The 23408-nt window shown below is 62.9% G+C and carries 25 protein-coding genes and 3 tRNA genes; 17 read left to right on the top strand and 11 right to left on the bottom strand.

Annotated features, from left to right (window positions below; all coding sequences use genetic code 11):
• The first annotated feature begins 248 nt into the window (after positions 1-248).
• The 5 genes from gudD to F7R19_RS03460 all read left to right on the top strand — a co-directional run bounded on the left by gudD (position 249) and on the right by F7R19_RS03460 (position 5023).
• The gene (gudD, locus tag F7R19_RS03480; RefSeq protein ID WP_061959878.1) at positions 249-1616 is read left to right on the top strand and encodes a glucarate dehydratase; all 1368 of its coding nucleotides are present in this window, start codon (positions 249-251) and stop codon (positions 1614-1616) included.
• 198 nt (positions 1617-1814) lie between these two features.
• Positions 1815-2843, top strand: a complete 1029-nt coding sequence (locus tag F7R19_RS03475) for a Bug family tripartite tricarboxylate transporter substrate binding protein (RefSeq protein ID WP_150979377.1) — start codon at positions 1815-1817, stop codon at positions 2841-2843.
• A 410-nt stretch (positions 2844-3253) separates the two neighbouring features.
• Complete coding sequence (locus F7R19_RS03470; protein WP_061959887.1) at positions 3254-3880, top strand: CsgG/HfaB family protein; 627 nt, start codon at positions 3254-3256, stop codon at positions 3878-3880.
• A gap of 28 nt (positions 3881-3908) precedes the next feature.
• Positions 3909-4370, top strand: coding sequence for a DUF4810 domain-containing protein (locus F7R19_RS03465; RefSeq protein ID WP_150979376.1), 462 nt, complete (start codon positions 3909-3911; stop codon positions 4368-4370).
• The gene (locus F7R19_RS03460; protein ID WP_061959876.1) at positions 4367-5023 is read left to right on the top strand and encodes a DUF799 domain-containing protein; all 657 of its coding nucleotides are present in this window, start codon (positions 4367-4369) and stop codon (positions 5021-5023) included. The genes F7R19_RS03465 and F7R19_RS03460 overlap by 4 nt, the downstream gene beginning before the upstream one ends.
• Before the next feature lie 82 nt (positions 5024-5105).
• On the opposite strand, the gene F7R19_RS03455 is transcribed toward F7R19_RS03460, so the two are convergent.
• Positions 5106-5195 (bottom strand) — tRNA-Ser (locus F7R19_RS03455).
• A gap of 277 nt (positions 5196-5472) precedes the next feature.
• Between F7R19_RS03455 and F7R19_RS03450 the strand changes: the two genes are divergently transcribed.
• Positions 5473-6003, top strand: coding sequence for an outer membrane lipoprotein (locus F7R19_RS03450; RefSeq protein ID WP_061959875.1), 531 nt, complete (start codon positions 5473-5475; stop codon positions 6001-6003).
• A gap of 103 nt (positions 6004-6106) precedes the next feature.
• Here F7R19_RS03450 and hemW read toward each other — a convergent pair whose 3' ends face one another.
• The 6 genes from hemW to F7R19_RS03420 form a co-directional block, all read right to left on the bottom strand.
• The gene (hemW, locus tag F7R19_RS03445; protein ID WP_150979375.1) at positions 6107-7366 is read right to left on the bottom strand and encodes a radical SAM family heme chaperone HemW; all 1260 of its coding nucleotides are present in this window, start codon (positions 7364-7366) and stop codon (positions 6107-6109) included.
• Positions 7363-7977: an RdgB/HAM1 family non-canonical purine NTP pyrophosphatase gene (gene rdgB, locus F7R19_RS03440; protein ID WP_150979374.1), complete on the bottom strand. Its 615-nt coding sequence runs from the start codon at positions 7975-7977 to the stop codon at positions 7363-7365. Before rdgB ends, hemW begins: the two co-directional genes overlap by 4 nt.
• Before the next feature lie 18 nt (positions 7978-7995).
• Complete coding sequence (gene rph / locus F7R19_RS03435; protein ID WP_061959872.1) at positions 7996-8712, bottom strand: ribonuclease PH; 717 nt, start codon at positions 8710-8712, stop codon at positions 7996-7998.
• A 296-nt stretch (positions 8713-9008) separates the two neighbouring features.
• Positions 9009-9923: a PP2C family protein-serine/threonine phosphatase gene (locus tag F7R19_RS03430; RefSeq protein ID WP_150979373.1), complete on the bottom strand. Its 915-nt coding sequence runs from the start codon at positions 9921-9923 to the stop codon at positions 9009-9011.
• A gap of 26 nt (positions 9924-9949) precedes the next feature.
• Entirely contained in the window at positions 9950-11020 is a 1071-nt protein-coding gene (locus tag F7R19_RS03425) for a serine/threonine protein kinase (protein WP_061960268.1), read from the bottom strand.
• A gap of 45 nt (positions 11021-11065) precedes the next feature.
• Complete coding sequence (locus F7R19_RS03420) at positions 11066-11263, bottom strand: hypothetical protein (protein WP_150979372.1); 198 nt, start codon at positions 11261-11263, stop codon at positions 11066-11068.
• Between F7R19_RS03420 and F7R19_RS03415 the strand changes: the two genes are divergently transcribed.
• The 4 genes from F7R19_RS03415 to F7R19_RS03400 all read left to right on the top strand — a co-directional run bounded on the left by F7R19_RS03415 (position 11250) and on the right by F7R19_RS03400 (position 15884).
• Positions 11250-12185 carry a YicC/YloC family endoribonuclease gene (locus F7R19_RS03415; RefSeq protein WP_150979371.1) on the top strand — a complete coding sequence of 312 codons (936 nt, stop codon included), beginning with the start codon at positions 11250-11252 and terminating at the stop codon, positions 12183-12185. The genes F7R19_RS03420 and F7R19_RS03415 overlap by 14 nt on opposite strands.
• 4 nt (positions 12186-12189) lie before the next feature.
• Positions 12190-12840 (top strand): guanylate kinase, encoded by a 651-nt coding sequence (gene gmk, locus F7R19_RS03410; protein ID WP_061958497.1) that lies wholly within the window; start codon positions 12190-12192, stop codon positions 12838-12840.
• Between the two features lie 85 nt (positions 12841-12925).
• Positions 12926-13129: a DNA-directed RNA polymerase subunit omega gene (gene rpoZ / locus F7R19_RS03405; protein ID WP_006578656.1), complete on the top strand. Its 204-nt coding sequence runs from the start codon at positions 12926-12928 to the stop codon at positions 13127-13129.
• Between the two features lie 334 nt (positions 13130-13463).
• A complete protein-coding gene (locus F7R19_RS03400; protein WP_061958496.1) occupies positions 13464-15884 on the top strand; it encodes a RelA/SpoT family protein in 2421 nt (806 codons plus the stop codon).
• Here the strand turns inward: F7R19_RS03400 and greB are convergent.
• Positions 15881-16456, bottom strand: coding sequence for a transcription elongation factor GreB (greB, locus tag F7R19_RS03395; protein WP_150979370.1), 576 nt, complete (start codon positions 16454-16456; stop codon positions 15881-15883). The two genes, F7R19_RS03400 and greB, sit on opposite strands and share 4 nt — an antisense overlap.
• A gap of 124 nt (positions 16457-16580) precedes the next feature.
• On the opposite strand from greB, the gene F7R19_RS03390 reads away from it, so the two are divergent.
• From F7R19_RS03390 to F7R19_RS03375, 4 genes are all read left to right on the top strand, one after another.
• Positions 16581-16657 (top strand) — tRNA-Arg (locus F7R19_RS03390).
• Positions 16658-16903: 246 nt separating this feature from the next.
• Positions 16904-17182, top strand: coding sequence for a hypothetical protein (locus F7R19_RS03385; RefSeq protein WP_150979369.1), 279 nt, complete (start codon positions 16904-16906; stop codon positions 17180-17182).
• Between the two features lie 195 nt (positions 17183-17377).
• The gene (locus tag F7R19_RS03380) at positions 17378-17623 is read left to right on the top strand and encodes a hypothetical protein (protein ID WP_061958493.1); all 246 of its coding nucleotides are present in this window, start codon (positions 17378-17380) and stop codon (positions 17621-17623) included.
• A 122-nt stretch (positions 17624-17745) separates the two neighbouring features.
• Positions 17746-17822, top strand: a tRNA-Met gene (locus F7R19_RS03375).
• Between the two features lie 217 nt (positions 17823-18039).
• On the opposite strand, the gene F7R19_RS03370 is transcribed toward F7R19_RS03375, so the two are convergent.
• Both F7R19_RS03370 and F7R19_RS03365 read right to left on the bottom strand, forming a co-directional pair.
• Positions 18040-18300: a hypothetical protein gene (locus F7R19_RS03370; RefSeq protein WP_150979368.1), complete on the bottom strand. Its 261-nt coding sequence runs from the start codon at positions 18298-18300 to the stop codon at positions 18040-18042.
• 53 nt (positions 18301-18353) lie between these two features.
• Positions 18354-18644 carry a hypothetical protein gene (locus F7R19_RS03365; protein ID WP_061958491.1) on the bottom strand — a complete coding sequence of 97 codons (291 nt, stop codon included), beginning with the start codon at positions 18642-18644 and terminating at the stop codon, positions 18354-18356.
• Between the two features lie 420 nt (positions 18645-19064).
• Here F7R19_RS03365 and F7R19_RS03360 point away from each other — a divergent pair, with 420 nt between their 5' ends.
• The 3 genes from F7R19_RS03360 to lpxO all read left to right on the top strand — a co-directional run bounded on the left by F7R19_RS03360 (position 19065) and on the right by lpxO (position 21674).
• On the top strand, positions 19065-20303 hold the full coding sequence (locus tag F7R19_RS03360; RefSeq protein ID WP_285846847.1) for a DUF2252 domain-containing protein: 1239 nt from the start codon (positions 19065-19067) through the stop codon (positions 20301-20303).
• Between the two features lie 29 nt (positions 20304-20332).
• Positions 20333-20644, top strand: a complete 312-nt coding sequence (locus F7R19_RS03355; RefSeq protein WP_150979366.1) for a hypothetical protein — start codon at positions 20333-20335, stop codon at positions 20642-20644.
• A 127-nt stretch (positions 20645-20771) separates the two neighbouring features.
• On the top strand, positions 20772-21674 hold the full coding sequence (lpxO, locus tag F7R19_RS03350; protein ID WP_061958489.1) for a lipid A hydroxylase LpxO: 903 nt from the start codon (positions 20772-20774) through the stop codon (positions 21672-21674).
• 133 nt (positions 21675-21807) lie between these two features.
• Here the strand turns inward: lpxO and F7R19_RS03345 are convergent, their stop codons facing one another.
• Positions 21808-23283 (bottom strand): sensor domain-containing diguanylate cyclase, encoded by a 1476-nt coding sequence (locus F7R19_RS03345; RefSeq protein WP_150979365.1) that lies wholly within the window; start codon positions 23281-23283, stop codon positions 21808-21810.
• Positions 23284-23408: the final 125 nt, after the last annotated feature.

The following is a 23408-nucleotide window of genomic DNA, read 5'->3' as shown; positions in this document are numbered from 1 at the left end:
CCCTGACGGTCGAATTGTTGACCGCGCGGGGACGGCCTCATTATACTGCGCCATAAGTTATACGACGACCGATAACGCACACGTTGTTGTTGCTGTGAGAGGTCCGCTATGGCCTCCGGGCAGCGGCAACACGCGACGGGAAGTGCAGCGACTAGCTAATATATTAGCGTATGACAACAGCGGGACGCTGCCTGGATACTCGGGAAGCGATCCTGGCGCCCCTTTACCAGGATTCGGAGACGACCTTCATGAACGCCATTGCCCCTGCCACCGCGACCGCGACGCCGATCGGCGCCACGCCGGTGGTCACCGAACTGACCGTTGTGCCCGTAGCCGGCCACGACAGCATGCTGATGAACCTATCGGGCGCGCACGGTCCGTATTTCACCCGCAATATCGTGATCCTGAAGGACAGCGCGGGTAACACCGGCGTGGGCGAAGTGCCCGGCGGCGAAGGCATTCGCCAGACGCTCGAGGATGCGCGGCCGATGGTGGTGGGCCAATCGATCGGCCAATATCAGGCGATCCTCAACCAGGTGCGCGCGGCGTTTGCCAGCCGCGACGCCGGCGGTCGCGGCCTGCAGACCTTCGATCTGCGCATCGCGATCCACGCCGTGACGGCGCTCGAGGCGGCATTGCTCGATCTGCTTGGCAAGCATTTGCAGGTGCCGGTGGCGGCGCTGCTTGGCGAGGGTCAGCAACGCGATGCCGTGGAAATGCTCGGCTATCTGTTCTACGTCGGCGACCGCAACAAGACCACGCTTGACTATCGCACCGAACCGAACGCCGACAACGAGTGGTTCCGCATCCGCAATGAAGTGGCAATGGACGCGAAGGGCGTGGTGCGCCTGGCCGAAGCCGCGTTTGAGCGTTACGGTTTCAACGACTTCAAGCTCAAGGGCGGCGTGCTCCGCGGCGACGAGGAAATGGAAGCCATCGTCGCGTTGCACGAGCGGTTTCCCAATGCGCGCGTCACGCTCGACCCTAACGGCGGCTGGCTGCTGGCCGACGCGATCCGCCTGTGTCGCGACAAGCACGGCATCCTGGCCTATGCGGAAGACCCGTGCGGCGCCGAGGACGGTTATTCGGGCCGCGAGATCATGGCCGAATTCCGCACTGCCACCGGCCTGCCGACCGCAACCAACATGATCGCTACCGATTGGCGTCAGATGGGCCACGCGGTCCGCCTGCATTCGGTGGATATCCCATTGGCCGATCCGCATTTCTGGACCATGCAGGGGTCCGTGCGCGTGGCGCAGATGTGTTCGGAATGGGGCCTGACGTGGGGCTCGCATTCGAACAATCACTTCGATATCTCGCTGGCGATGTTCACGCACGTGGCGGCCGCCGCCCCGGGACGCGTCACGGCGATCGACACCCACTGGATCTGGCAGGACGGCGAGCACCTGACGCGCAATCCGCTCAGGATCGAAGGCGGGCTGGTGCAGGTGCCCAAGACGCCGGGCCTGGGCGTGGAACTGGATATGGACGCACTGGCGCGCGCCAATCGTCTGTATCAGGAAAAAGGTTTGGGCGCGCGCGACGACGCCATCGCCATGCAGTTCCTGATCCCGAACTGGAAATTCAACAACAAGATGCCCTGCATGGTGCGCTGAGCATCAAGCCGACTTCGATTCGACCTCGATTCGACCTCGATTCTCGATTCCTCGGCGGCATGCGTCAGTGCGCCCGGACGACGGCGTGTAATGACGCGCCGTCGGCTTCGGGCGGCACGCCAGCATTGACCAGCAATCATCAGCAGTCACAAGCAATTCCCAGAGAAGCAGAAAGCCTACACAGGCAGGAGACAAGCCATGAACAACACTTATTCGCACGCGCCGCGCGCGTCGCGTATTTCCAGCATGCTGCGCCGCTTGGCCGGCGTGGCGATCGCCCTGGCGGCCGGCATTACGGTCAGCGGCGCGGCCCAGGCCGCGAATGCCGCATGGCCGCAGAAGCCTGTTTCGGTAGTCGTGCCGTTCCCGGCCGGCGGATCGACCGACACCATCGCGCGCATGCTGGCGCCGCCGCTGAACGAGAAACTCGGCCAGCCATTCGTGATCGACAACCGCCCCGGCGCCACCGGCGCGATCGGTGCGACGTTCGTGAAGCGCGCGCCGGCTGACGGCTACACGATGCTGGTGGCGTCGATCGGCGTATTTGCGGTCAACCCGTTCCTGCAAAAAAACCTGCAATACGATCCGGCCAAGGATTTCGATCTGCTGACGGTCGCCGTGCGTGCGCCCAATGTGCTGGTTGCCAATCCGAACTTTCCGGCCAAATCGCTGCAGGAGCTGGTCGCGTACATGAAGAAGAATCCGGGCAAGGTGTCGTTTGCCAGCTCGGGCGCCGGATCGTCGGATCATCTGACGGCCGCGCTGTTCTGGCAGAAGAGCGGCACCGAAGGCCTGCATGTCCCCTACAAGGGCGGCGCGCCGGCAATCTCCGATCTGCTGGCCGGACAGGTCGACGTTTCATTCCAGAACGTCAACGCGGTGCTGCAGCACATCCGCACCGGCAAGCTCAAGGCTCTGGCGGTGACATCGGACAAGCGCTCGGTGGTCTTGCCGAACGTGCCGACCATGGCCGAAGGCGGTGTCAAGGATGTGGAGGTGTATTCATGGCAGGGCGTGGCCGCACCGAAGGGGCTGCCGGCCGACGTCAAGACGCGCCTGCATGACGCCATCGTCGGCGCGCTCAAGGACCCGAGCATGCAGAAGAAGCTGAGCGAACAGGGCTTTGAAGTCGTGGCCAATTCGCCGGAACAGTTCGTCGAATTCGAAAACCAGGAACTCAAGCGCTGGAAGCATGTGATCGAGCAAGGCAAGATCACCGCCGAGTAAACGGCGCGCGGCCGGCCGCAACGGCCGGTCTTCGCCCGTTCCAGGAAAAGCGCTCGCAAGCCAGACACTGGCACGCGACAATCGGCCCCGCCCGCAAAGGCGGGGCTTTTTCATGGCGCGCGATTGCGTCGGAAGTGTCCCGGTTCGGGCGTGTATCGGCGCAGCCCCGACTGAAGTGGGGATGCCTCTGCCAAGGCTCAACAAATCTGTCTTTTGTCCGATACAGATCGAGGGTTGCGAAGAAATCCGTCCGGTAGAATTTTTCGCTTTTCGAAAAAATTTATCGAATCTCTTATTGGTTCGATCCTGCCGGCGCGGCATGGCTTGCGTCGCCCATTTCGCTTATCTGGAGAATTGAATTGAAGAATCTGAAGACCTGCTGCCTGCTGGGCGTTGTCGCCGCCATCGGCATGGCCGGTTGCGCGACGGAATCGTCGACTGCCTTGCCGGTGCAGAAGGTGGAAAGCGCCAGCCGCCCGTACAACGGCGTGCGCACACCGATTGCCGTGGGCAAGTTCGACAATCGCTCGAACTACATGCGTGGTGTGTTCTCGGACGGCATCGACCGCCTGAGCGGCCAGGCCAAGACCAGCCTGGTGACCCATCTGCAGCAAACCAATCGCTTCAATGTGCTTGAGCGTGAAAACCTCGACGAAATGAAGCGCGAGGCGGCCATCAAGAATCAGGCGCAGAAACTCAAGGGCGCCGATTTCGTCGTGACCGGCGACATCACCGAATTCGGTCGCAAGGAAGTGGGCGATGTGCAGCTGTTCGGCATCCTGGGCCGAGGCCGCGAACAGGTGGCCTACGCCAAGGTCAACCTCAATATCGTCAACATCAGCACGTCGGAGGTTGTGTATTCCACGCAGGGCGCTGGCGAATACAAGCTGTCGAATCGCGAGGTGATCGGTTTTGGCGGTACGGCCAGCTACGACTCGACGCTGAATGGCAAGGTGATGGACCTGGCCATGCGAGAAGCCGTGAACAATCTGGTCAACGCGGTGGAAAGCGGCGCCTGGAAGCCGACGCAGCAGTAAATCTTCATCCCAATCCACGAGAACAACAATGAAGCAAACGGTCACGCTGCGTAACGCGGCGTTCTTGTCGGCGGCGAGCATGCTGCTTGCCGGCTGCGCGGGTCCACAGCCCATGTATCAGTGGGAAGGCTATCAGGCGCAGGTCTATCAATACTTCAAGGGCGAGTCGAAGGAAGACCAGGTCATCGCGCTGGAAAGCGGTCTGGAAAAGATCAAGGCGAAGGGCGGGTTGGTGCCGCCGGGCTATCACGCCCAGCTCGGCATGCTGTACCTGAATCTGGGCAAGGACGATCAGATGGTCAAGGAATTCCAGACCGAGAAGACGCTGTTCCCGGAGGCCACGCCATACATGGATTTCCTGATGCGCAATATGAAGACCGATGCGCGCAAGGATGTCAGCGCCGACGCCGCGTCGCCAGTCAGCGCCAAGGGCTCGCCTGACACCACGGCCGAGGTCAAGTCCAACACCGTCACCGGGAGCGTCAAATGATCCGCCGCATGCTGACCTATGTCGCGACGCTGGGCCTCGTGATGCTGTTCGCCGGCTGTGCCATGCCGAAGAAGCAGGTCGACTACGCCGCATTCAAGGCCGCGCGCCCGCGTTCGATTGTCGTGCTGCCGCCGTTGAACGAATCGGCGGACATCAAGGCGAGCTACTCGATGCTGTCGCAGGCCACCGCCCCGCTGGCTGAATCGGGCTACTACGTGCTGCCCGTGGCGCTGGTCGACGAGACGTTCCGCCAGAACGGCCTGACCGTGCCCGGCGATATCCACCAGGTGCCGGCCAACAAGCTGCGCGAGATCTTCGGCGCCGACGCCGCGCTGTACGTGACCGTGACCGATTACGGCTCGCGCTATCAGGTGTTCAGCAGCGTGACGCGCGTGGCGGCCAACGCCAAGCTGGTCGACCTGAAGAACGGCGACACGCTGTGGAGCGGCACGGCCGTGGCGGTGGACGACGGCGGCAACAGCGGAGGCAACCTGATCGCGATGCTGGTCACCGCGGCCATCAAGCAGGCGGTCAACCATGTCACGGACGCCAGCTATCCGATGGCCGGCGTGGCCAGCGTGCGGCTGCTCTCCGCCGGTACGCCGGGCGGCATCCTGTACGGTCCGCGATCGCCGAAGTACCAGTCGGACTGATCGGTCAGCGGCCCGCAGCGGCAAAGCAAAATGCCGCGGCACTGTCTCCCTAGGGGAGGCGGCGCCGCGGCATTTTTTTATGTGGCGGAAGCGGTGAGATTCGAACTCACGGATGGGTCACCCCATCGGCAGTTTTCAAGACTGCTGCCTTAAACCACTCGGCCACGCTTCCGGATCGGAAGGACTGCGGGCATTGTAGCGTGTCAGCCGAAATGCCCGGCCGCGCATTATACAAGGATGCGGGGCGGTGCAGTGTGATGCTTGTGATGCGGATGCACGCCTCCTATTGTTGATGGGTCCGTCATTGCGACGGTCTGTCGGGCGGTTTGTCGGTGTTTGTCGGACACAGCGGAACCATGTGGGTGTCGCACATCTCCTAGACAGTGCGACACGCCGTTTTCCGATGCTGCGTGTTGGCTTTTCAAACAGCCATTAGAGGAGAGATATTCATGCTGGATCAACGCAAGGACCAACCCCGGTCGTGGCTGGCCCTCGGCGGCCTGGGCGCGCTGGCGCTGGCCGCCGGCCTGGCCGGTTGTGCACAGCCGGGCTATGGCGGTTACGGCAACTACAGCACCGCGCCGCCGCCGGCCGGCTACGAGCAGCCGGGCACCAACACCTACCAGGCGCCGGCCGGATCGGTATTCACTGGCCGTGTCGAATCGATCGAGCCGATCCAGACGACGCAGGGCAGCTCGGGCATTCTGGGCACAGTGATTGGCGGCGCGGCCGGTGGTCTGCTCGGTCACCAGATCGGCGGCGGACGCGGCCAGACCGCAGCGACCATCATCGGCGCGGTGGGCGGCGCAGTGGCCGGCAATCAGGTCGAGAAGCGCGCCGGCAGCAGCACCTCGACCGTCTATCGCGTCAATGTTCGCCTTGACGACGGGCGCGTGGCCACCGTGACGCAAAGCAATATCGGCAACCTGCGCGTGGGCGATCGCGCGCGTGTCGCCAACGATATGGCAACGCCGTATTGATTGCGCGTCGATAAGAAAAAGAAAAGCCACACGTTTGCGCGTGTGGCTTTTTTTGCGCCTGCATTCTGCATCCCGCGTGCGGCATATCCCGAGGGGCTTGGCCTCAATCCTTGAGGAACATCTCCTGCAAGTCGTTCAGAAAGCGTCTGCCAAGTTCAGTGGGCTTGATCATGGTCGGATCCGCTTCGAGCAAACCTTTCTTTTCGGCAGCCGCCAATTGCTTGCCGATCGTATGCAGCGGCAGGCCGGTGTAGTCGTGAAAACTCGATGCCGGGACGCCGTCGGTCAGGCGTAGCGCGTTGAGCATGAACTCGAACGGCAGGTCGCTCGCGGCCACATCGTGCGCTTCCTGCACGGCGTTGCCTGCCATCGCCTGTTGCATGTAGGTGGCCGGGTGCTTGTGGCGCATCTGGCGCAGGATGCGATGCGGAAACGACAGCTTGCCATGCGCGCCCGCGCCAATCCCGAGGTAGTCGCCAAAGCGCCAGTAGTTGAGATTGTGCTTCGCTTCCCGATGCGGCTTTGCATACGCCGATGTTTCATAGTGACGATAGCCGGCCTGCGCGGTGCGTGCTTCGATGATGTCCTGCATCTCGTAGGCCAGGTCTTCGTCAGGCAGCGCGGGCGGAAACTTCGCGAACAGCGTGTTCGGCTCGAGCGTCAGATGATAGAGCGACAAATGCGTGGTGCCGTATGACAACGCCGCTTCGAGATCGCGCAGGCATTGTTCCACCGACTGGCCCGGCAGCGCGTACATCAGGTCGAGGTTGACGTTATCGAAATGCGTCAGCGCGATGTCGATGGCGGCGCGCGCTTCGCGCTCGCCGTGGATGCGCCCGAGCGACTGCAGGTGTTGGTCGTTGAAGCTCTGGATGCCGATCGAAAGCCGGTTGATGCCGCTGGCGCGATAGCTGGCGAAGCGCTCGGCTTCGAACGTGCCGGGGTTGGCCTCCATCGTGATTTCGGCGTCGGCGTCGAGCGGCAGCAGCGCGCGGATATCGGACAGCAGGCGATCCATGCCCGCCGCCGACAGCAGGCTTGGCGTGCCGCCGCCGATGAACACCGTGTGCACCGGTCGGCCCCAGACCAATGGCAGCGACTGCTCCAGATCGGCGCGCAAGGCGTCCAGATAAGCGTCTTCGGGAATGTCGTGGCTATCAGGCTTGCCGGGCACCGCGTGCGAATTGAAATCGCAGTACGGGCACTTGCGAACGCACCACGGAACGTGGACGTACAGCGACAGCGGCGGCGAGCCGGGCAGCGCGATCTGGCCCGGCTTTAGCCACAGTTGCTGGTTGTCGGCCGGTGAAACCTGCGCGGCGGGCGCCGGCTTGCCGCTGCCGGCCGGAATGATCGGAATCATGCGCCGACCTTGAGTTGCGCCGCCTGCAGGCGCGCGACCAGACCTTGCAGCGCCACGGCCCGATGACTGACCGAGTTCTTTTCCTCGGCGCTTAGTTCGGCGGCGGTCTTGCCCAGCGTTGGCAGCAGGAAATGCGGATCGTAGCCAAAGCCGCCCGCGCCGCGCGGGGAGTCGACCACTTCGCCGGCCCACGTGCCTTCGGCGATGATCGGGCGTGGATCGTCGGCGTGGCGCACCAATACCAGCACGCAATAGTAGTTCGCGCGCCGGTTCAGCTTGCCGGCCAACTGCGAGATCAGATGGGCGTTGTTGGCGGCGTCGGTCTTTGGCTTGCCGACCATCTGCGCATAGCGCGCCGAATAGACGCCCGGCGCGCCGTCGAGCGCGTCCACGCAGATCCCGGAATCATCGGCCAGCGCGGGCATGCCGGCCAGCCGGCTGGCATGGCGCGCCTTGGTCAGCGCGTTTTCCACAAAGGTGGCATACGGTTCCTCCGCTTCGGGAATGCCGAGCGCGCCCTGCGGCACGACGTCGAAACCGAGCGGCGATAGCAGCGCGTTGAACTCGCGCAGCTTGCCCGCGTTGTTGGAGGCCAGCACCAGGCGTTGCATCGTCGATCCCTCCCGCCCTCAGACGCCGAGCGCTTGCTTCTGGTGCCGTACCAGTTCGGCGATGCCGGCCTCGGCCAGGCGCGTCATCGCGTCCAGATCCGCGCGGCTGAACGGAACGCCTTCGGCGGTGCCCTGGACCTCGACAAAGCCGCCGCTGCCGGTCATCACCACGTTCATGTCGGTGTCGCAGTTGCTGTCCTCGGCGTAGTCGAGATCGAGCACCGGTACGCCGTCGACCATGCCGACCGACACCGCTGCGACGAAATCGCGAATCGGGCTGGCGGCGATCAGGCCGTCGCGCATCATCTTGCTGACAGCGTCATGCGCGGCGACGAACGCGCCGGTGATGGCAGCCGTGCGCGTGCCGCCATCGGCCTGCAGTACGTCGCAATCGAGGTGGATCGTGTATTCGCCCAGTGCCGACAGATCGAACACCGTGCGCATGGCGCGGCCGATCAGGCGCTGGATTTCCTGGGTGCGCCCGGTCTGCTTGCCGCGCGCGGCCTCGCGGTCCGAGCGCGTATGCGTGGCGCGCGGCAGCATGCCGTATTCGGCCGTGACCCAGCCTTCGCCGCTGCCTTTCTTGTGCGGCGGCACCTTGCTCAGGACGCTGGCGGTGCACAGCACCTTGGTATCGCCAAAAGCACTCAGCACCGCGCCTTCGGCGTGGCGGGTGTAGTGGCGGGTCAGGGTGATGGGTCGCAGCGCATCGGCTGCGCGTCCGCTGGGTCGCATGGGGAGTCTTTGTCGGAATCGTGTGAGACCGCGATTCTAACGCTGGCAGGCCGGCCGTGCCCGATACGTGCCCGATACATGCGAACGGGCGCCGCGAAACCCGCTTGGCCGTATCGAACAGGGCGACCGCGGCCGTGCGGCAGACGGCGGAGTGACGGGGTCGACAAACAGGGCGGGGCGCAGCCGTGGCGCTGGAGGCCGCGCCGAGGCAGTCCAAAGGCAACCCGGCCGCGGTCGGCCCGCGGTGAGATTGGCTGCGGAGCCGCCGGTGGCGCCCGCCGTGGGGCGCCGACGCGTCACCGCATCAGGTTGCTGGTCTTGTCGATCGCTGCGCGGATTTCGGCAATCGAGCGTTCGATTTCCTCTTCCGAAAGCAGATCGGTGTCGTTGCCGGTGCGTTCGAGGATCGACGTCGTGAAGGCGTTCAACGGCAATGTGTCAGTGAGCACCGCATCGTCGTTGGTCACCGTGGCGTCCGCTTCCCACATCATGGCGATTGCTGTGGTGTTATCGGCACCTTCGCCCGCGTTGGCCAGCGACTGCTCGATCAGGTCGGGGATCGCGTGGACCACCGACAGTTGCGTCAGCTTGTCGACGATGACCTTTTCGTCGATCGCGCCCCACAGGCCATCGGAGCACAGCATGGCGACGTCGCCTGGCTCCAGGCGCACCGGGCCGCCGATATCGATCAGCGGCAGGTTCGGCGATCCCAGGCAGTTATAGAGCTTGTTGCGCTCCGGATGGTTGGCCACTTCCATCGGTAACACGCGTTCCTGCTGCAGCAGGTTTTCGATCTTGGAGTGGTCGCGCGTGCGGGTCAGCAGGGCGGCCTTGCGCATCAGGTAGAAGCGCGAGTCGCCGGCATGCGCCCAGTGGATCTGGCCATGCTGGATCAGGCAGCACACCACGGTCGTGCGCGGCACGTCGGCCAGGCGATTGGCCTCCGCGTATCGGTGGATCTCGCGGTGCGCGAGCATGATCGTGTCCTGCAGGAAATCGGCCGGATTGCGGATCGCCGGTCGCGCCTGCGTCTGGAACTGGCGCGCCAGCGTCTGCAGCGCCTGTTGCGCGGCCACTTCGCCAAAGGCATGGCCGCCCAGGCCGTCGGCCAGCACCATCAGCAGGGCGTCGCGCGTGAAGCAATAGCCCATGCGGTCCTGGTTGATGCGGCGGCCGCCTTTCCGGCTTTCCTGATAGACGGAGAATCGCATTGCGGGAATTTGTGTCGGTTCGTGCGTTAGTCGCCGCTTTCGCCGGTTTGCACGGCGTGGGCGGGCTTCTCGGCAGGCTTTTCTTCGCGGCGGCGCAGCAGCGTCATAAAGCGGCTGGTCGCGTTCAGGCGTTCAGTCGCCGGGCCGGCCGGAGCGCTTGACGCCGCGGCGGATTGTTCTCCCAGCGCGTTGCTCTGATCGCGCAATTCCTTCTGCAGCCGGAAAACGCTCTGGGGCCGTTCGGAGGGCGCCAGGCGCAGGCACCATTCGACCAGATCGACGAGGCCGTTGGTGTAGGTGGCGCGCAGGCGCGCGATGGATTCGGCCATGCGGTCGTCTTTTTCGCGCTGGTTGGCTTCCTGGGGCGGCATGCCGGCCATGCAGGCATACAGCGTGGCGCCCAGGCTATAGATGTCGGTCCAGGGTCCCAGATCGGAATGCTTGCCGTACAGTTCTGGCGCCGCGAAACCGGGCGTGTACATCGGCTGGAAACGTGCGGCTTCCATCGTCAGGATCTGCCGCGCGGCGCCGAAGTCGAGCAGGATCGGCGATTCGTCCTCGCGCAGGTAGATGTTGCCGGGCTTGATATCGAGGTGCAGCAGCTTGTGGATATGCACTTCCCGCAGGCCGCTCATGAGGTTGTGAAACACCGTGCGGATGAAGCGCTCGCGCAGGACCTTGGCCTTGCCCTGCTGGCGGGCCTGCAGGATATGCTCCTGCAGCGTTTTGCCCAATTCGTAGTTCATCACCATGTAGACGGTGGAATTTTCGCGGAAAAAATTCACCACGCGAACCACGCTTGGATGAGAAATACGCGCCAGCGAGCGGCCTTCCTCGAAGAAATACTTCAGGCCCAGCCGGAACGACGCGGCATTTTCCTCGGGCACGACAGGAATCAGTTCGCCGGGATTGCGGCGCGCCAGCGATGACGGCAGGTATTCCTTGATGGCGACCGGAGCCCCCGTGTCGTCCGTGGCAAGGTAGACAAAACTGAACCCCCCGCTGGCCAACTTCTTTACAATACGGTAGTTGGCGAGCAGCGTGCCGATTGGGAGCGGCGCGCTCTTGGGTGGGTTGGCGCCCTTGGACTCTGTCATAGGATTCGGGACCTCATTTGCTCCCGGATTCTCCGGGCTAATCGGTCACTTGTAAAGGAATCCGTGGCGGGGTGTGTTGCCAAATATCCGCGCTTTCGGTTCGCTGATTTCCATTGATTTTCCGGGCAAACAAGCTTGCCCGATCCGGTTGGCCGGGCGTTGCGGGATGCGCCGCGCCGGCCCCATGCCAAACACCCGCTTTTTCGACTCTTTCTCGAGATAAACGACAATGATCCACAGCATGACAGGCTATGGCATGGCGACACGCCAGGCGCCGCTGACAAACGCCCAAGGGGAGCCAAGCGGCCGTACCGCGTCGGTTTCGGTGGAATTCCGCACTGTCAATTCGCGTTTTCTCGACCTGCTGTTCCGCGCGCCTGAAGAATGCCGCGCCTTCGAACCCGCCCTGCGCGAAATGCTGATGGGCGAGCTGTCGCGCGGCAAGCTCGAATGCCGTATCAACCTGCAGCGCACCGACGCCGGCGGCGCAACGCTGGCGCTCAATCACGGTTTGCTCGAACAAATCCGCGCGCTCGAATCGACCGTGACCGCCACGTTCGCGGGTGCCGGCACCATGCGCATGGGCGAGATCCTGCGCTGGCCGGGCGTGCTGGTCGAGCCGGAACTGTCGCAGGAGTCGCTGCGCGAAGCGGTGCTCGGCGCCGCGCGCGAGGCCGTGAACCAGTTGATCGAGGCGCGCCGCCGCGAAGGCGCTGCGCTCAAGGCCGCGCTGGAAGAACGTATCGACGCCATGCTGGCGATCGTCGAGCGCCTGACGCCGATGATTCCGCAACTGATCGCCCATCACCAGGAAAAGCTGACCGAGCGGCTGCAGGAAGCGTTCAACCTGGCCGCGCCCAACGGCATGCCGTCGATGAGCCGCGACGAAATCGCCGAGCGCATCCGCCAGGAAGCCACGGTCTACGGCATCCGCATCGACATCGCTGAAGAACTCTCGCGGCTGCAGGCGCACCTTAACGAAACGCGGCATATCCTGAAGAAGGGCGGGCAAGTCGGCAAGCGGCTCGATTTCATGATGCAGGAGCTCAACCGCGAGGCCAATACGCTGGGCTCGAAGGCCGCCGCCAAGGAGCTCGCCGACGCCTCGATGGAGCTAAAGCTGCTGATCGAGCAGATGCGCGAACAGATTCAAAACCTCGAATAAGATCATGAGCGAAACCACCCACACCGCCATCGATACGGTCTACCCCGGCAACCTGTTCATGGTGGTGGCGCCGTCAGGGGCCGGCAAGTCCACACTGGTCAATGCCTTGCTGGCGCAGGACAAGTCGATCCGCCTGTCGATCTCGCACACCACGCGCAAGCCGCGTCCGGGCGAGCAGAACGGGCGCGAGTACCACTTCACCACCATCGACGAATTCCGCGTCGCGCGAGATCGCGGCGATTTCCTGGAATGGGCCGAGGTGCACGGCAACTACTACGCCACGTCGCGCGTCTGGATCGAGCAGCAGATGGCCCAGGGCAACGACGTCCTGCTGGAAATCGACTGGCAGGGCGCGCAGCAGGTGCACAAGCGGTTCTCGAACGCCATGGAGATTTTTATCCTCCCGCCTTCGCTGACCGCTCTCGAGGATCGGCTCAAGAAGCGTGGCCAGGACGAACCGAACGTGATCGTGCGTCGGCTGCTGGCAGCAGGCAGCGAAATGGCGCATGCTTCGGAGTCCGATTACGTGATCATCAACGAGGTCTTCGAGGACGCGCTGCAGCAGCTGCAAACCGTCGTCCGTGCCACCCGTTTGCGCTTTTCGTCGCAAAAGGCGCGGCATGCCGAGCTCTTCATCGAGCTCGGAATTCACTGAAGCCAGGGCGCCAGCCGGAGCGTTCCGGCTGGGTGCTGTAAAATACCGGCCTGTCGAACAGGTTTCATCCCAAGGTGGATTTCATATGGCGCGTATTACCGTCGAAGATTGTCTGAAACACATCCCGAATCGCTTCGAGCTCGCGCTCGCGGCGACGTACCGCGCACGTCAGCTCGTGCAGGGTCACACGCCCAAGGTCGAGGCCAAGGACAAGCCCACTGTCGTGGCGCTGCGCGAAATCGCGTCGGGCCAGGTCGGCATCGAAATGCTGAAGAAGGTCCCGACCTGATTGCCCGGGCGGCCCGTGGTTCATCCTTGCTTCGCGTGCGTGCGCATTCAGCCAAGCATTCAGTCGAATTCCAGGGGCCGCCGCCATGCCTTCGTCGCCACTCGATCCCGCTATCGCCCCACCGGCCCAGCCGGACGACGGGTCGTTGCGCACCTCGAAGGCGCCGGACGCTCTCAGCGGGGCTGCCGCTCCCACGGCCGTGGCGGCTTCGGCCACCACAGTGGCGCCCGGAGCACCGCTGCCCGGCGCTCTGCCGGTATCGCTGCCGGTATCGAATTCCCTGCCTCCCGCACCGTCGTCCACACCCGGACGTAGGCATTCCGGACAACATCCAGTGAACGCCCGTACCGGTGCTCCCAATTTGCCCGATCCGCTCGGCGACAACGTCGTCGGCGAGCGCGCCGTCGTCCCGCCGATCCAGCAGGGCAAGGCGCGCGCCGCGCTGGCCAACGACCTGGTAGCCGAGCCGGTGGCCGGCACCGTTCCGGCCACGGCGGGCGGCGAGTTGTTCATCGATGCGGTGCTGGCGCAGTCGTACCGGCATTTCTTCGGGCCGACCTCGCAACCGGCGGTGCCTCCGCGCCAGCAGGTCATTTCGATCTCGCGGCTGATGGAGAAGCTGGCTTATCTGAAGCCGGCTGACCAGGCGCTGGTGCGCGAGGCTTTCCAGTTTTCGGACGAAGCGCATCTCGGACAGTATCGGCAAAGCGGCGAGCCGTACATCACGCATCCGGTGGCTGTTGCGGAGTTATGCGCCGACTGGAAGCTCGATGTGCAATCCATCATGGCGGCGCTGCTGCACGACGTGATGGAAGACCAGGGCATCACGAAAAGCGAACTGGCCGAGAAATTCGGACCCAAGGTTGCCGAACTCGTCGATGGCCTGACCAAGCTGGACAAGCTCGAATTCCAGAGCCGCGAGCAGGCGCAGGCGGAAAGCTTCCGCAAGATGTTGCTGGCGATGGCGCGCGACGTGCGGGTCATCCTGGTCAAGCTGGCGGATCGTACGCACAACATGCGCACGCTCGATTTCGTGCCGCCCGAAAAGCGGCGCCGGATCGCGCTCGAAACCATGGAGATCTACGCGCCGATCGCGCATCGGCTGGGTCTCAATACGATTTATCGCGAGCTGCAGGAACTGTCGTTCAAGGTTGGCTCGCCGTTCCGCTACGCCACGCTGGAAAAGGCGGTGAAGGCTGCGCGCGGCAATCGCCGCGAGGTGGTCAAGCGCATCCTGGAAGCCGCGCAGACCGCGCTGGCCCAGGCCGGCATCGTGGCGGAGCTTTCCGGGCGCGAAAAAACGCTGTACAGCATTTATCGCAAGATGCACGACAAGCAGCTGTCGTTCTCGCAGGTGCTCGACGTCTACGGCTTCCGCGTGGTGGTGGAAACGCAGATGCATTGCTACATGGCGATGGGCGCGCTGCACAGCCTGTACAAGCCGATGCCCGGCAAGTTCAAGGACTACATCGCGATTCCGAAGATCAACGGCTACCAGTCGCTGCATACCACTCTGGTGGGTCCGTTCGGCACGCCGGTGGAATTTCAGATCCGCACGCGCGGCATGCACCAGATCGCCGAGGCCGGCGTGGCGGCGCACTGGATGTACAAGCATCAGGCCGATCATGCCAACGACATCCAGCAGCAGGCGCACCAGTGGCTGCAGTCGCTGCTCGATATCCAGAGCCAGACCGGCGATTCGCAGGAATTCCTTGAGCACGTAAAGATCGACCTGTTCCCCGACGCCGTGTACGTGTTCACGCCGAAGGGACATATCCGCGCGCTGCCGCGCGGCGCCACAGCGCTCGATTTTGCCTATGCGGTCCACAGCGACCTTGGCAATCAGTGCGTCGCCGTGAAGATCAACAACGAATTGCTGCCGCTGCGCACCGAGCTCAAGAGCGGCGATATCGTCGAAGTAGTGACCGCGCCGTATTCGAAACCTAATCCGGCCTGGCTCGCATTCGTGCGCACCGGCAAGGCGCGCGCGGCGATCCGGCACTATCTGAAGACCACCAAGCTCGACGAGGCGATCCAGTTGGGCGAGCGTCTGCTGGAACAAGCGGCGCGCCAGCTGGGCATCGAACTCAAGGCCGTGCCGCAGTCGGTATGGGATCGCATGATCCAGTGGACCGGCAACAAGGCCAAGGAAGACATTTTCGCCGACCTGGCGCTGGGACGGCGCGTTCCGGCGGTGGTCGCGCGCCGCATGGAAATCCTGCTGCAGGAACTGTCCGGCGACGTCGACAGCGCTCTGCTGGCCGCGGTGCAGACCTTTGCCGGCGAGGAAGCGCCGGCCGTGCCGATTACCGGCGACGAAGGCATGTCGATGATTTTCTCGGCCTGCTGCCGCCCGATTCCGGGCGATTCCATCGTCGGATATCTTGGCAAGGGCGAAGGCCTGCAGATCCACGTGCAGGACTGCAAGGTGGCCAAGCGCCTGCACAGCAAGGATCCGGAGCACTGGATCGAGGTGATGTGGGCCAAGAAGACGACGCGCGCGTTCGACGTATCGATCAAGATCATGGTGCGCAACGTGAAGGGCATCGTGGCGCGCGTGGCCGCCGATCTCACGTCGGCCGATGCCAACGTGGCGCACGTCGCCATGGAGCAGCAGCAAAGCGGCCATCAGGAAGCCACCTACATGCAGTTTGTGATTCAGGTGCAGAACCGCCTGCATCTGGCCAACGTCATGCGCGCGTTGCGGCGCAACCCCGACGTAATCCGGATCTTCCGCGACCGCAACGACGGCTAGGCTTGCGCTCCCGCGTCCTTGGGCGGATAGCGGACCTCCAGAATATCGATTTGTTCGACGCCGGCCGGCGTGCGCAGCGCCACGGTGTCGCCTTCGCGCGCCTTGATCAACGCCTTGGCGATCGGTGAAATCCAGCTCACGTGGTTGTTGTCGAGATCCACCTCGTCCATGCCGACAATCGTGATCGTGGTTTCCTCGCCTGCCTGGTTTGCGTATGTCACGGTCGCGCCGAAAAAGATCTGATCGTTGTCGCCCTGTGCGGCGGGATCGACCACCTCGGCCTTGTCGAGGCGGCGCGTCAGGAAGCGAATGCGCCGATCGATCTCGCGCAGGCGCTTCTTGCCGTAGAGGTAGTCGCCATTTTCCGAACGGTCGCCGTTTGACGCGGCCCAGGAAACGATCTGCACCACCTCGGGCCGTTCCACATCGATCAGATGCATCAGCTCGTCGCGTAGCCGCTTGTAGCCTGCGGCGGTGATGTAGTTCTTGGTGCCGGGGGGCAGCGGCGTGGCGCCTTCGGGAAGATCGTCGTCGTCATCGCTGGACGACTCTTTGACAAAAGCCTTGTTCATGGTCCGAATCACTTCATAGGATTCTCATTATAGGAAGTTGCGCGCGCGGACTTCGTCGCGTGAAAAAGATGCGCGAGGGGGCTTCACAAAACTGAAAACTTCTATATAATCTTGTTTCTCGGTTGCGGCTGTAGCTCAGTTGGATAGAGTACTTGGCTACGAACCAAGGGGTCGTGGGTTCGAATCCTGCCAGCCGCGCCAACCTATACGTGAAAAGGGCTTCCAGAAATGGAAGCCCTTTTTGCATTGCGCGGGCACGCTTTCCAGCCTGGTCGTCGCAATCTCCTCCCAGCGCCGTCAGCCGCGCGCCGCCCGCATCGCACGCTCCGTGCACAGTCTCCCGTCACCTGTTGGCTTAGTCTGACTATCCTGCTTGCAGATGCAGCGGGAACATCATCGCGATCCTGCTGCCGAACTTTCCATCATGACTCTCAGCGGAGGCATCTCATGCAATCGGAAGACTGGCGCGTCGAAGGCTATCGCGGCATGGACGCATACGTACTGGTGACATCGCATCACGATGCGTCCGCCGGCGCGGTTGGCGACACGCAGACCTGGGGTTATGAGGTGCGCGTCGCGCAGGAGGGCACGGATCCAAGCGATGCAGGTGATACCGAAGTGCTTTCCAGTGGCACGCACGTTTTTGCTTCGCGGCATGCGGCGGAAGTCGCGGCGTTCGGTGCGGCTTACGCGCTGATCGACAAACTCTTGGGCCCAGCACGCTGAGTCCATCAAGCGTCGGTGATCCAATCCAATCGCGCTGCAAAGTTCCTTGCAAAACATGCAATGTCCCATATCAATGCCCCCGCTCGTTGATTGGCTGCAGATTGATCGAGATCATTTTTGATTTGGCAGCCCGCTCCTAGTCTGAAACTGATGCGCGCCTAGTGCGCGCCAGCAGCAGAAAAACAGGAGCGCACCATGCCAGAGTACGAAGATTTCACGATCGTCTATGAAGTGATGGCGTTGCCGAAGGACAAGTGGGCCATCCTCGTCGAGATCATTCGTCGCGAGGATGGCGCGGTTCTGATGGCGCGGCACAACCCATTCGCCCGCCAGCCGTTCGACACCAAGCTCGAAGCGCTGGACCACGTGAACCGTTATGTCGCCGAGACGGTGAAGAGCCTCGAAGAGGATATCGCCGCGAAGCGGCGCCGCATCGCATGAGCGCAGGCCTGACGATGCATGCAAAACGCCCTCGGCAAAACGATGCGAGGGCGTTTTCTCGTTTATGGTGCATATAACGCTTGCCACGTGCGCCATATTGCGGCATAATCTCTTTTCTCAGACGCGGGGTGGAGCAGTCTGGCAGCTCGTCGGGCTCATAACCCGAAGGTCGTAGGTTCAAATCCTACCCCCGCAACCAAGACCTTTGGTCTGGTAACAAGAGATTCAGTAGTTCTCTCGACCGTTCGGTCAAATCTTCCCGAAGTAAATATCCCGAATACATAGCGCAGCAGTGAAGTAGCGCGATGGTCCTCCTCGCAGAGGCAGAGTTCGCTTGCTCCTCTTGTCGTGCGCGCGCATCGATGCGGGCGATTGCTATGCCATGGCTCGCGCTGACGTCTCGCTACGGGATGACTTCAGGGTTTGATCATCGATGCGGCCGCGGCGAATGTGTCGCGCACTTGCGGCTGCGATTCGCGCTCGGCAGATTCGGCGCGGTCTGTCAGGCGCGCAGCCAATACGACGAGATTGTCGCCCTTGCATTGCTGCCGGGCTTCCTGCATCAGCTGCGATAGCTCCTGTCCCACATCGGCGCCATCAAACGCGCTGACGGACAGCGCCGACACACGTTCCAGGTAATTGTTGACCAGCGCTTCGTCATGTTGCGGTTCGGGCATGAGGGCTCCTTGTCCAACACGGAAAAAACACTGCGGTTATGTGCCAGGACGTGCTAGCGGCGGAACGGCAGTTGCGGCGGTGCTGCTACGCGTCGGCGCGCCGGCTTTAGTACGCGGTTTGGCCACAACACATAGTTGGTATGCGGATCCATTGGCTTGCCGAAATAGGACACCCACACCTGAACGCCTTGCTCCGTTTCCGAGACGATGGCGGCGACTGCGCGCGCCGCGACGGACGGAGACTTCAGCAGGTCCGCCAGCGCTTCCACGCCTTGGACCACATGGTGCTTCACCCCTCTGAACCACACGTATTGACGCATGGCTGCAAGAAAACGCTTGGTCATGAATGGTTGCTCTTCTCGTTGGCGACGCTAGATGAGACCGCAGCTTACACGGATAGTTGTGACGTTTTTGTAGGGGAGCGTCTGATTTTCCGTGGCACACGACGCGGTGTCGATTCAGGTTCATCGAAGTGACGTCTGTGCCAGTGTGGGGCGCCAAATTGACAAGCTGTTGCGGTTGCCTTAGCTTGGTTGCATATGCTGCACAAATCTGACGTTCCCCGGCTTTGATCCAAGCATGGAGGGTGTGTGGAAAGTGTGTCGGAAGTTGAAAAGCGGCGCGGGCATGGAAAATCCCTCCGCCAAAAAGTGCCTCGGCGCGCGCATGAGGCGATCGGCAACGTCGATCGGGATCCCATCCGGCTCCTGGAGCAGAGCAGCGCCGGGCGCGTCGAGCGGCTGATACCGCTGCGGTACGGGCGGATGATTGCCTCGCCGTTCACGTTCTATCGCGGTAGCGCCATCATCCAGGCCCACGATCTGGCAGGCACGCCAAACTCCAGTCTGACGCTGCAAATCTGCGGCGACTGTCATTTGTCGAATTTTGGCGGTTTCGCCACGCCGGAACGCGCGCTGCTATTCGACCTGAACGACTTCGACGAAACCAGCCCGGGCCCATGGGAATGGGACCTCAAACGCCTCGCCGCCAGCTTCGTGGTGGCGGCGCGCCATCTGAAACACAGCGCGGCGGCGGCCGACGAGATGGTCTTCGAGGTGGTGAACAGCTACCGCAACCACATGGCCGACTATGCGGAAATGGGGGTGCTCGATACCTGGTATGACCACATCACCTTCGAGCGTCTGCTCGAGATCTCGATCGATCCGGAAGTCCAGAAACGCATTCGGCGCGCGATGGAACGCGCATCGGCGCGCACCCACGAGGCGCTCTTGCCGAAGCTGACCGAGCGGGAAGGGGAGCGCTGGCGCATCCTCGACGCGCCGCCGGCCATCTTCCACGTGCGCGGCGAGCAAACGCTGTTCGATGCGAAGGACGACTGGCTCAGCATCGACGATCCCGCTACGGTCGTGCAAGAGTGCTTTCGCGATTACACCCGCACGCTGGCACCGGACCGTCAGCAGTTGCTGGCCCACTTCAAGCTTCACGACATGGCCTTCAAGGTGGTTGGCGTCGGCAGCGTGGGCACGCGCTGTCTGATCCAGTTGATGATCGACAGCCACGGCAAGCCGCTGTTCCTGCAGGTCAAGGAAGCGACAAAGTCGGTGGTCGCGCGTTTCTTCAAGTCGCCGGCTGTGCGGCACGAAGGCCAGCGCGTGGTGGAAGGGCAGCGACTGATGCAGGCGGCCAGCGATCCGTTCCTGGGCTGGTCCAACGGGCCATTCGGGCGACATTTTTACTTGCGCCAGCTCCGCGACATGAAGTTCTCCGCCGACATCGAGCTGATGGACGCCCAAATGCTGGCGATGTACGGCCGCGTCTGCGGCTGGGTCTTAGCGCGCGCGCACGCCAAGGCGGGCGGGCTGGCGCCCGAGATCAGCGGATACCTTGGCGCCAGCGACCGCATGGCGGAATCGATGGTGGCGTACTCTAACGCGTATGCGGATCAGGTCGAACGCGACTACGAGGTCTTCGTCAAAGCGTGCCGTTCCGGGCGCCTGGAAGCCCGCACCGATACCGACATGACCGCCGACTTCCGGGTGTGAACCGAGGCGATGCCTTCAGGAGTTTGCCAATGACCGAAGATATGCTGCTGCAGCTGATGGTCGAAGTGGAAAAGGCCGATCCCATCGACTATGCCAACCTGCCGTTCGACGACGAGGCGCTGCGCGCGCTGGCGTGCAGGCTGATCGCGGAACGGTCGATCGAACTGGAAACCTCGGGGCTGTCGCAGGAGGCGCTGGTGGCGACGCTGTGGGCCTCCACGGCTAAGCTGGTGCTCGAGAATATCGTGCTCAACGCGCGCCTGCTGACGCTGCAAGGCAAGCCCGAAGATGCGCGCGTGCTGATCGACCGGATTTCCCGCCAGTCGCGCGGCAAATCCTGACGCGCAAAACCTTGACGCGGCCCGTGCATCACACGGTGCGCGGGGGGCGGCGATTCGCTAAAATAGCGCCTTGCCGCCGGAAGGGTCAGTGTTCCCTGGGGCGGAGTCTGTCCTGGAGGAATTTCGGGTGATCAAATGGATAATCGTCGCGGCCTACCTGGGTGCCATCCTGTATGTGCACTTCCGCGGCAAGGTTAGGCTGCCCTTCATGCGGCAGATGCTTGACCACTCGGCCTTGGTGGCGCCGGTCAACTGCTTCATGTACATGTTTTCCGGGGTGCCGCGTACGCCGTACATTCCGGTCGAACGTTTCCCTGAACTCGAGAAGCTGCGCAGCGCGTGGCCGCAGATTCGCGACGAGGGCCTGGCCCTGATCGCGATGCGCAAGATCAAGGCGGCCGACAAGAACGATGACGCGGGCTTCAACTCGTTTTTCAAGTACGGCTGGAAGCGCTTCTACCTGAAGTGGTACGAAGCGCACCATCCGTCGGCCGAGACGTTATGCCCGAATACCGTGGCGCTGCTGCGCGAGATGCCGTCGGTCAAGGCGGCGATGTTCGCGGAACTGCCGCCGGGCGGCAAGCTGAACCCGCACCGCGATCCGTTTGCGGGGTCGCTGCGCTATCACCTGGGCTTGTCCACGCCGAACGATGACCGCTGCTTCATCGAAGTCGATGGCGAGCGCCACAGCTGGCGCGATGGCCAGGGCGTGGTGTTCGACGAGACCTATCTGCACTGGGCTGAGAACAAGAGCGACACCGATCGACTGATCCTGTTCTGCGATATCGAGCGTCCGATGCGCTACCGCTGGGCTGCGGCCGTCAATCACTGGATGGGCCGCAAGGTCATGACGGCGGCCAGCTCCCCGAATGAGGAATCGGACCAGACCGGCGCCATCAACAAGCTGTTCCGCTTTGTCTGGCTCGGCGGCCAATATCGCCGCCGCTTCAAGTCGTGGAACAAGAACGTGTACTACGTGACCAAGTTTGGTCTGATCATTGGCGGCATCGCGTTGATCGTGTTCCTTTGATCCGCAGGTGACGGCTCGAAGAAAAAAACCGGCAGCTCGCTGCCGGTTTTTTCTTGCCCTCGCGATCCGCGCCGCGTCCGGCGCGTTGGGTGGCGTTGGTCGGCGCGGATCGCTCTGGGCCGCGTCAGGTTGGCTAGTCGCGCATGCGACGTTCGTTGCCTAAAGCTTCGTAATGGGCGCGCTTGGCTTCGTACATGCGCCCGTCGGCAAGCTTGACGGCATCGGTGAGGCGTTCGCCCTGCACGCAGGTGGCCACCCCAATCGAGAACGAAAGCCGCGTGCCGGGATAGAACTGGTTGTTCAGGCCCACCACTTCTTCGATCTGTTCGACCACGGTGGCCGTGGCGCGCTCATCGCGGCCGGGCAGCAGCACCATGAATTCGTCGCCGCCGGTGCGCGCGATGCAGGCCTGTTCGCCCACCGCCTTCTTCAGGACTTCGCCGGTACGGCGCAATAGCGCGTCGCCGTCGGCATGTCCGAACTGATCGTTGACCGTCTTGAGTCCATTCAGATCCACCGCGATCACGCTCACCGGCCACGGGCCCTTGCGTCCCAGCCGCGCCAGCTCGTCTTCGTAATAGGCGCGGTTGTAGAGCTTGGTCAGCACGTCGTGCTTGCCCAGGAATTCGACATAGGCCTCGGCCTTCTTGCGTGCGGTGATGTCGGTCAGCGACACCAGCACCTGATCCCAGTCGGTTTCGCGGCCGGGAAACACCGACCATTGCATGAACACGTCGACCGAGCGCCCATCGAGCGCGTAGTTGATGACCTCGCGCTGTTGCCAAAGTTTTTCGTGCCAGAGATCGATTAGTTGCTCGGCAAAATGGATGCGCATGTCGTCCCGGAACACGTCGCCCAGGCGCGACAGCAGAATCTCCTTGCTCGGGGCGCCAAACATCGTCAGCGTTTGCTGATTCACGTCGAGTACGCGGATTTCCTGCATGCAGCGCGAAACGAAATCGGGGTGCACATTGAGGAAGGTGCGGAAATCGGTGATGCCCGCCGCGCGCACTTCGTCGAGCAGCACTTTCACGGCGCTGAAATCTTCCACCCAGAGCGACACCGGCGAGTGTTCGAACAATCCTTGCGCATATTGCTGGCTGCGGCGCAGTTCGCGCTCGGACCGCACGCGCGCCGTGATGTCCTCGATCGACAGCAGCACGCGCGCCCAGTCCTGCTCGTGGCCCGGCATCACGCTCGCTTCGAGGCGAATGTCGAGCCGCTCTCCGTCGAGCGTGTAGTTGACGGTCTGGCTGGCGAAATGCCGGCCGCCGTCCCATAGCTGGCCGAGTTCTTCCACGTGCTGGTCGAACATGTCGTCGCGGAACACGCTATCGAGATTGGCGATCAACTGGTCCAGGTCGCGCGCGCGAAACAGTTCCAGCGTGCGGCGGTTCACATCGAGCACGCGGATCAGCGCCGAACAGCGCGCCACTTCGGCCGGATTGGCGCGCAGGTGAGCACGCAGATCGGTCACGCCGTCGGCACGCAGCCGGTCAAACGCCTGGCGTACCGCGCTGAAGTCTTCCAGCCACAGCGAAACTGGCGCCAGTTGGAACAGCGTTTGATAGTCGTTGTCGAGCCGTGCGACGGCGCTTGCGTGCCCCAAGTTTTTCTCCCTTTTTTCGATGGATGGCGTACCGCGCACTAGGATAGGCGAGGGCGTGCCAAATGGGGGAGAAATCTAGCAGGAAGCACGCCGGCGTTGGCGTCCGCGCCACGGCCGGCGGGCCC

This window comes from Cupriavidus pauculus, assembly GCF_008801835.1.
Classification (GTDB): Bacteria; Pseudomonadota; Gammaproteobacteria; order Burkholderiales; family Burkholderiaceae; genus Cupriavidus; species Cupriavidus pauculus.
Note: the sequence above shows the minus strand (reverse complement) of the source record. Positions and strands in the feature narration are given on the sequence as shown.

Bases quoted from the DNA above. Each gene is read 5' to 3' on its own strand.
- F7R19_RS03360 (WP_285846847.1), top strand. From the start codon at position 19,065: ATGATTGCCTCGCCGTTCACGTTCTATCGCGGTAGCGCCATCATCCAG.
- F7R19_RS03450 (WP_061959875.1), top strand. From the start codon at position 5,473: ATGCTGGATCAACGCAAGGACCAACCCCGGTCGTGGCTGGCCCTCGGC.
- gudD (WP_061959878.1), top strand. From the start codon at position 249: ATGAACGCCATTGCCCCTGCCACCGCGACCGCGACGCCGATCGGCGCC.
- F7R19_RS03370 (WP_150979368.1), bottom strand. From the start codon at position 18,300: ATGCCCGAACCGCAACATGACGAAGCGCTGGTCAACAATTACCTGGAA.
- rph (WP_061959872.1), bottom strand. From the start codon at position 8,712: ATGCGACCCAGCGGACGCGCAGCCGATGCGCTGCGACCCATCACCCTG.
- F7R19_RS03380 (WP_061958493.1), top strand. From the start codon at position 17,378: ATGCCAGAGTACGAAGATTTCACGATCGTCTATGAAGTGATGGCGTTG.
- F7R19_RS03460 (WP_061959876.1), top strand. From the start codon at position 4,367: ATGATCCGCCGCATGCTGACCTATGTCGCGACGCTGGGCCTCGTGATG.
- F7R19_RS03365 (WP_061958491.1), bottom strand. From the start codon at position 18,644: ATGACCAAGCGTTTTCTTGCAGCCATGCGTCAATACGTGTGGTTCAGA.
- rpoZ (WP_006578656.1), top strand. From the start codon at position 12,926: ATGGCGCGTATTACCGTCGAAGATTGTCTGAAACACATCCCGAATCGC.
- F7R19_RS03385 (WP_150979369.1), top strand. From the start codon at position 16,904: ATGCAATCGGAAGACTGGCGCGTCGAAGGCTATCGCGGCATGGACGCA.
- greB (WP_150979370.1), bottom strand. From the start codon at position 16,456: ATGAACAAGGCTTTTGTCAAAGAGTCGTCCAGCGATGACGACGACGAT.
- rdgB (WP_150979374.1), bottom strand. From the start codon at position 7,977: ATGCAACGCCTGGTGCTGGCCTCCAACAACGCGGGCAAGCTGCGCGAG.
- gmk (WP_061958497.1), top strand. From the start codon at position 12,190: ATGAGCGAAACCACCCACACCGCCATCGATACGGTCTACCCCGGCAAC.
- F7R19_RS03415 (WP_150979371.1), top strand. From the start codon at position 11,250: ATGATCCACAGCATGACAGGCTATGGCATGGCGACACGCCAGGCGCCG.
- F7R19_RS03355 (WP_150979366.1), top strand. From the start codon at position 20,333: ATGACCGAAGATATGCTGCTGCAGCTGATGGTCGAAGTGGAAAAGGCC.
- F7R19_RS03425 (WP_061960268.1), bottom strand. From the start codon at position 11,020: ATGACAGAGTCCAAGGGCGCCAACCCACCCAAGAGCGCGCCGCTCCCA.
- hemW (WP_150979375.1), bottom strand. From the start codon at position 7,366: ATGATTCCGATCATTCCGGCCGGCAGCGGCAAGCCGGCGCCCGCCGCG.
- F7R19_RS03465 (WP_150979376.1), top strand. From the start codon at position 3,909: ATGAAGCAAACGGTCACGCTGCGTAACGCGGCGTTCTTGTCGGCGGCG.
- F7R19_RS03430 (WP_150979373.1), bottom strand. From the start codon at position 9,923: ATGCGATTCTCCGTCTATCAGGAAAGCCGGAAAGGCGGCCGCCGCATC.
- F7R19_RS03475 (WP_150979377.1), top strand. From the start codon at position 1,815: ATGAACAACACTTATTCGCACGCGCCGCGCGCGTCGCGTATTTCCAGC.
- F7R19_RS03420 (WP_150979372.1), bottom strand. From the start codon at position 11,263: ATGCTGTGGATCATTGTCGTTTATCTCGAGAAAGAGTCGAAAAAGCGG.
- F7R19_RS03470 (WP_061959887.1), top strand. From the start codon at position 3,254: ATGGCCGGTTGCGCGACGGAATCGTCGACTGCCTTGCCGGTGCAGAAG.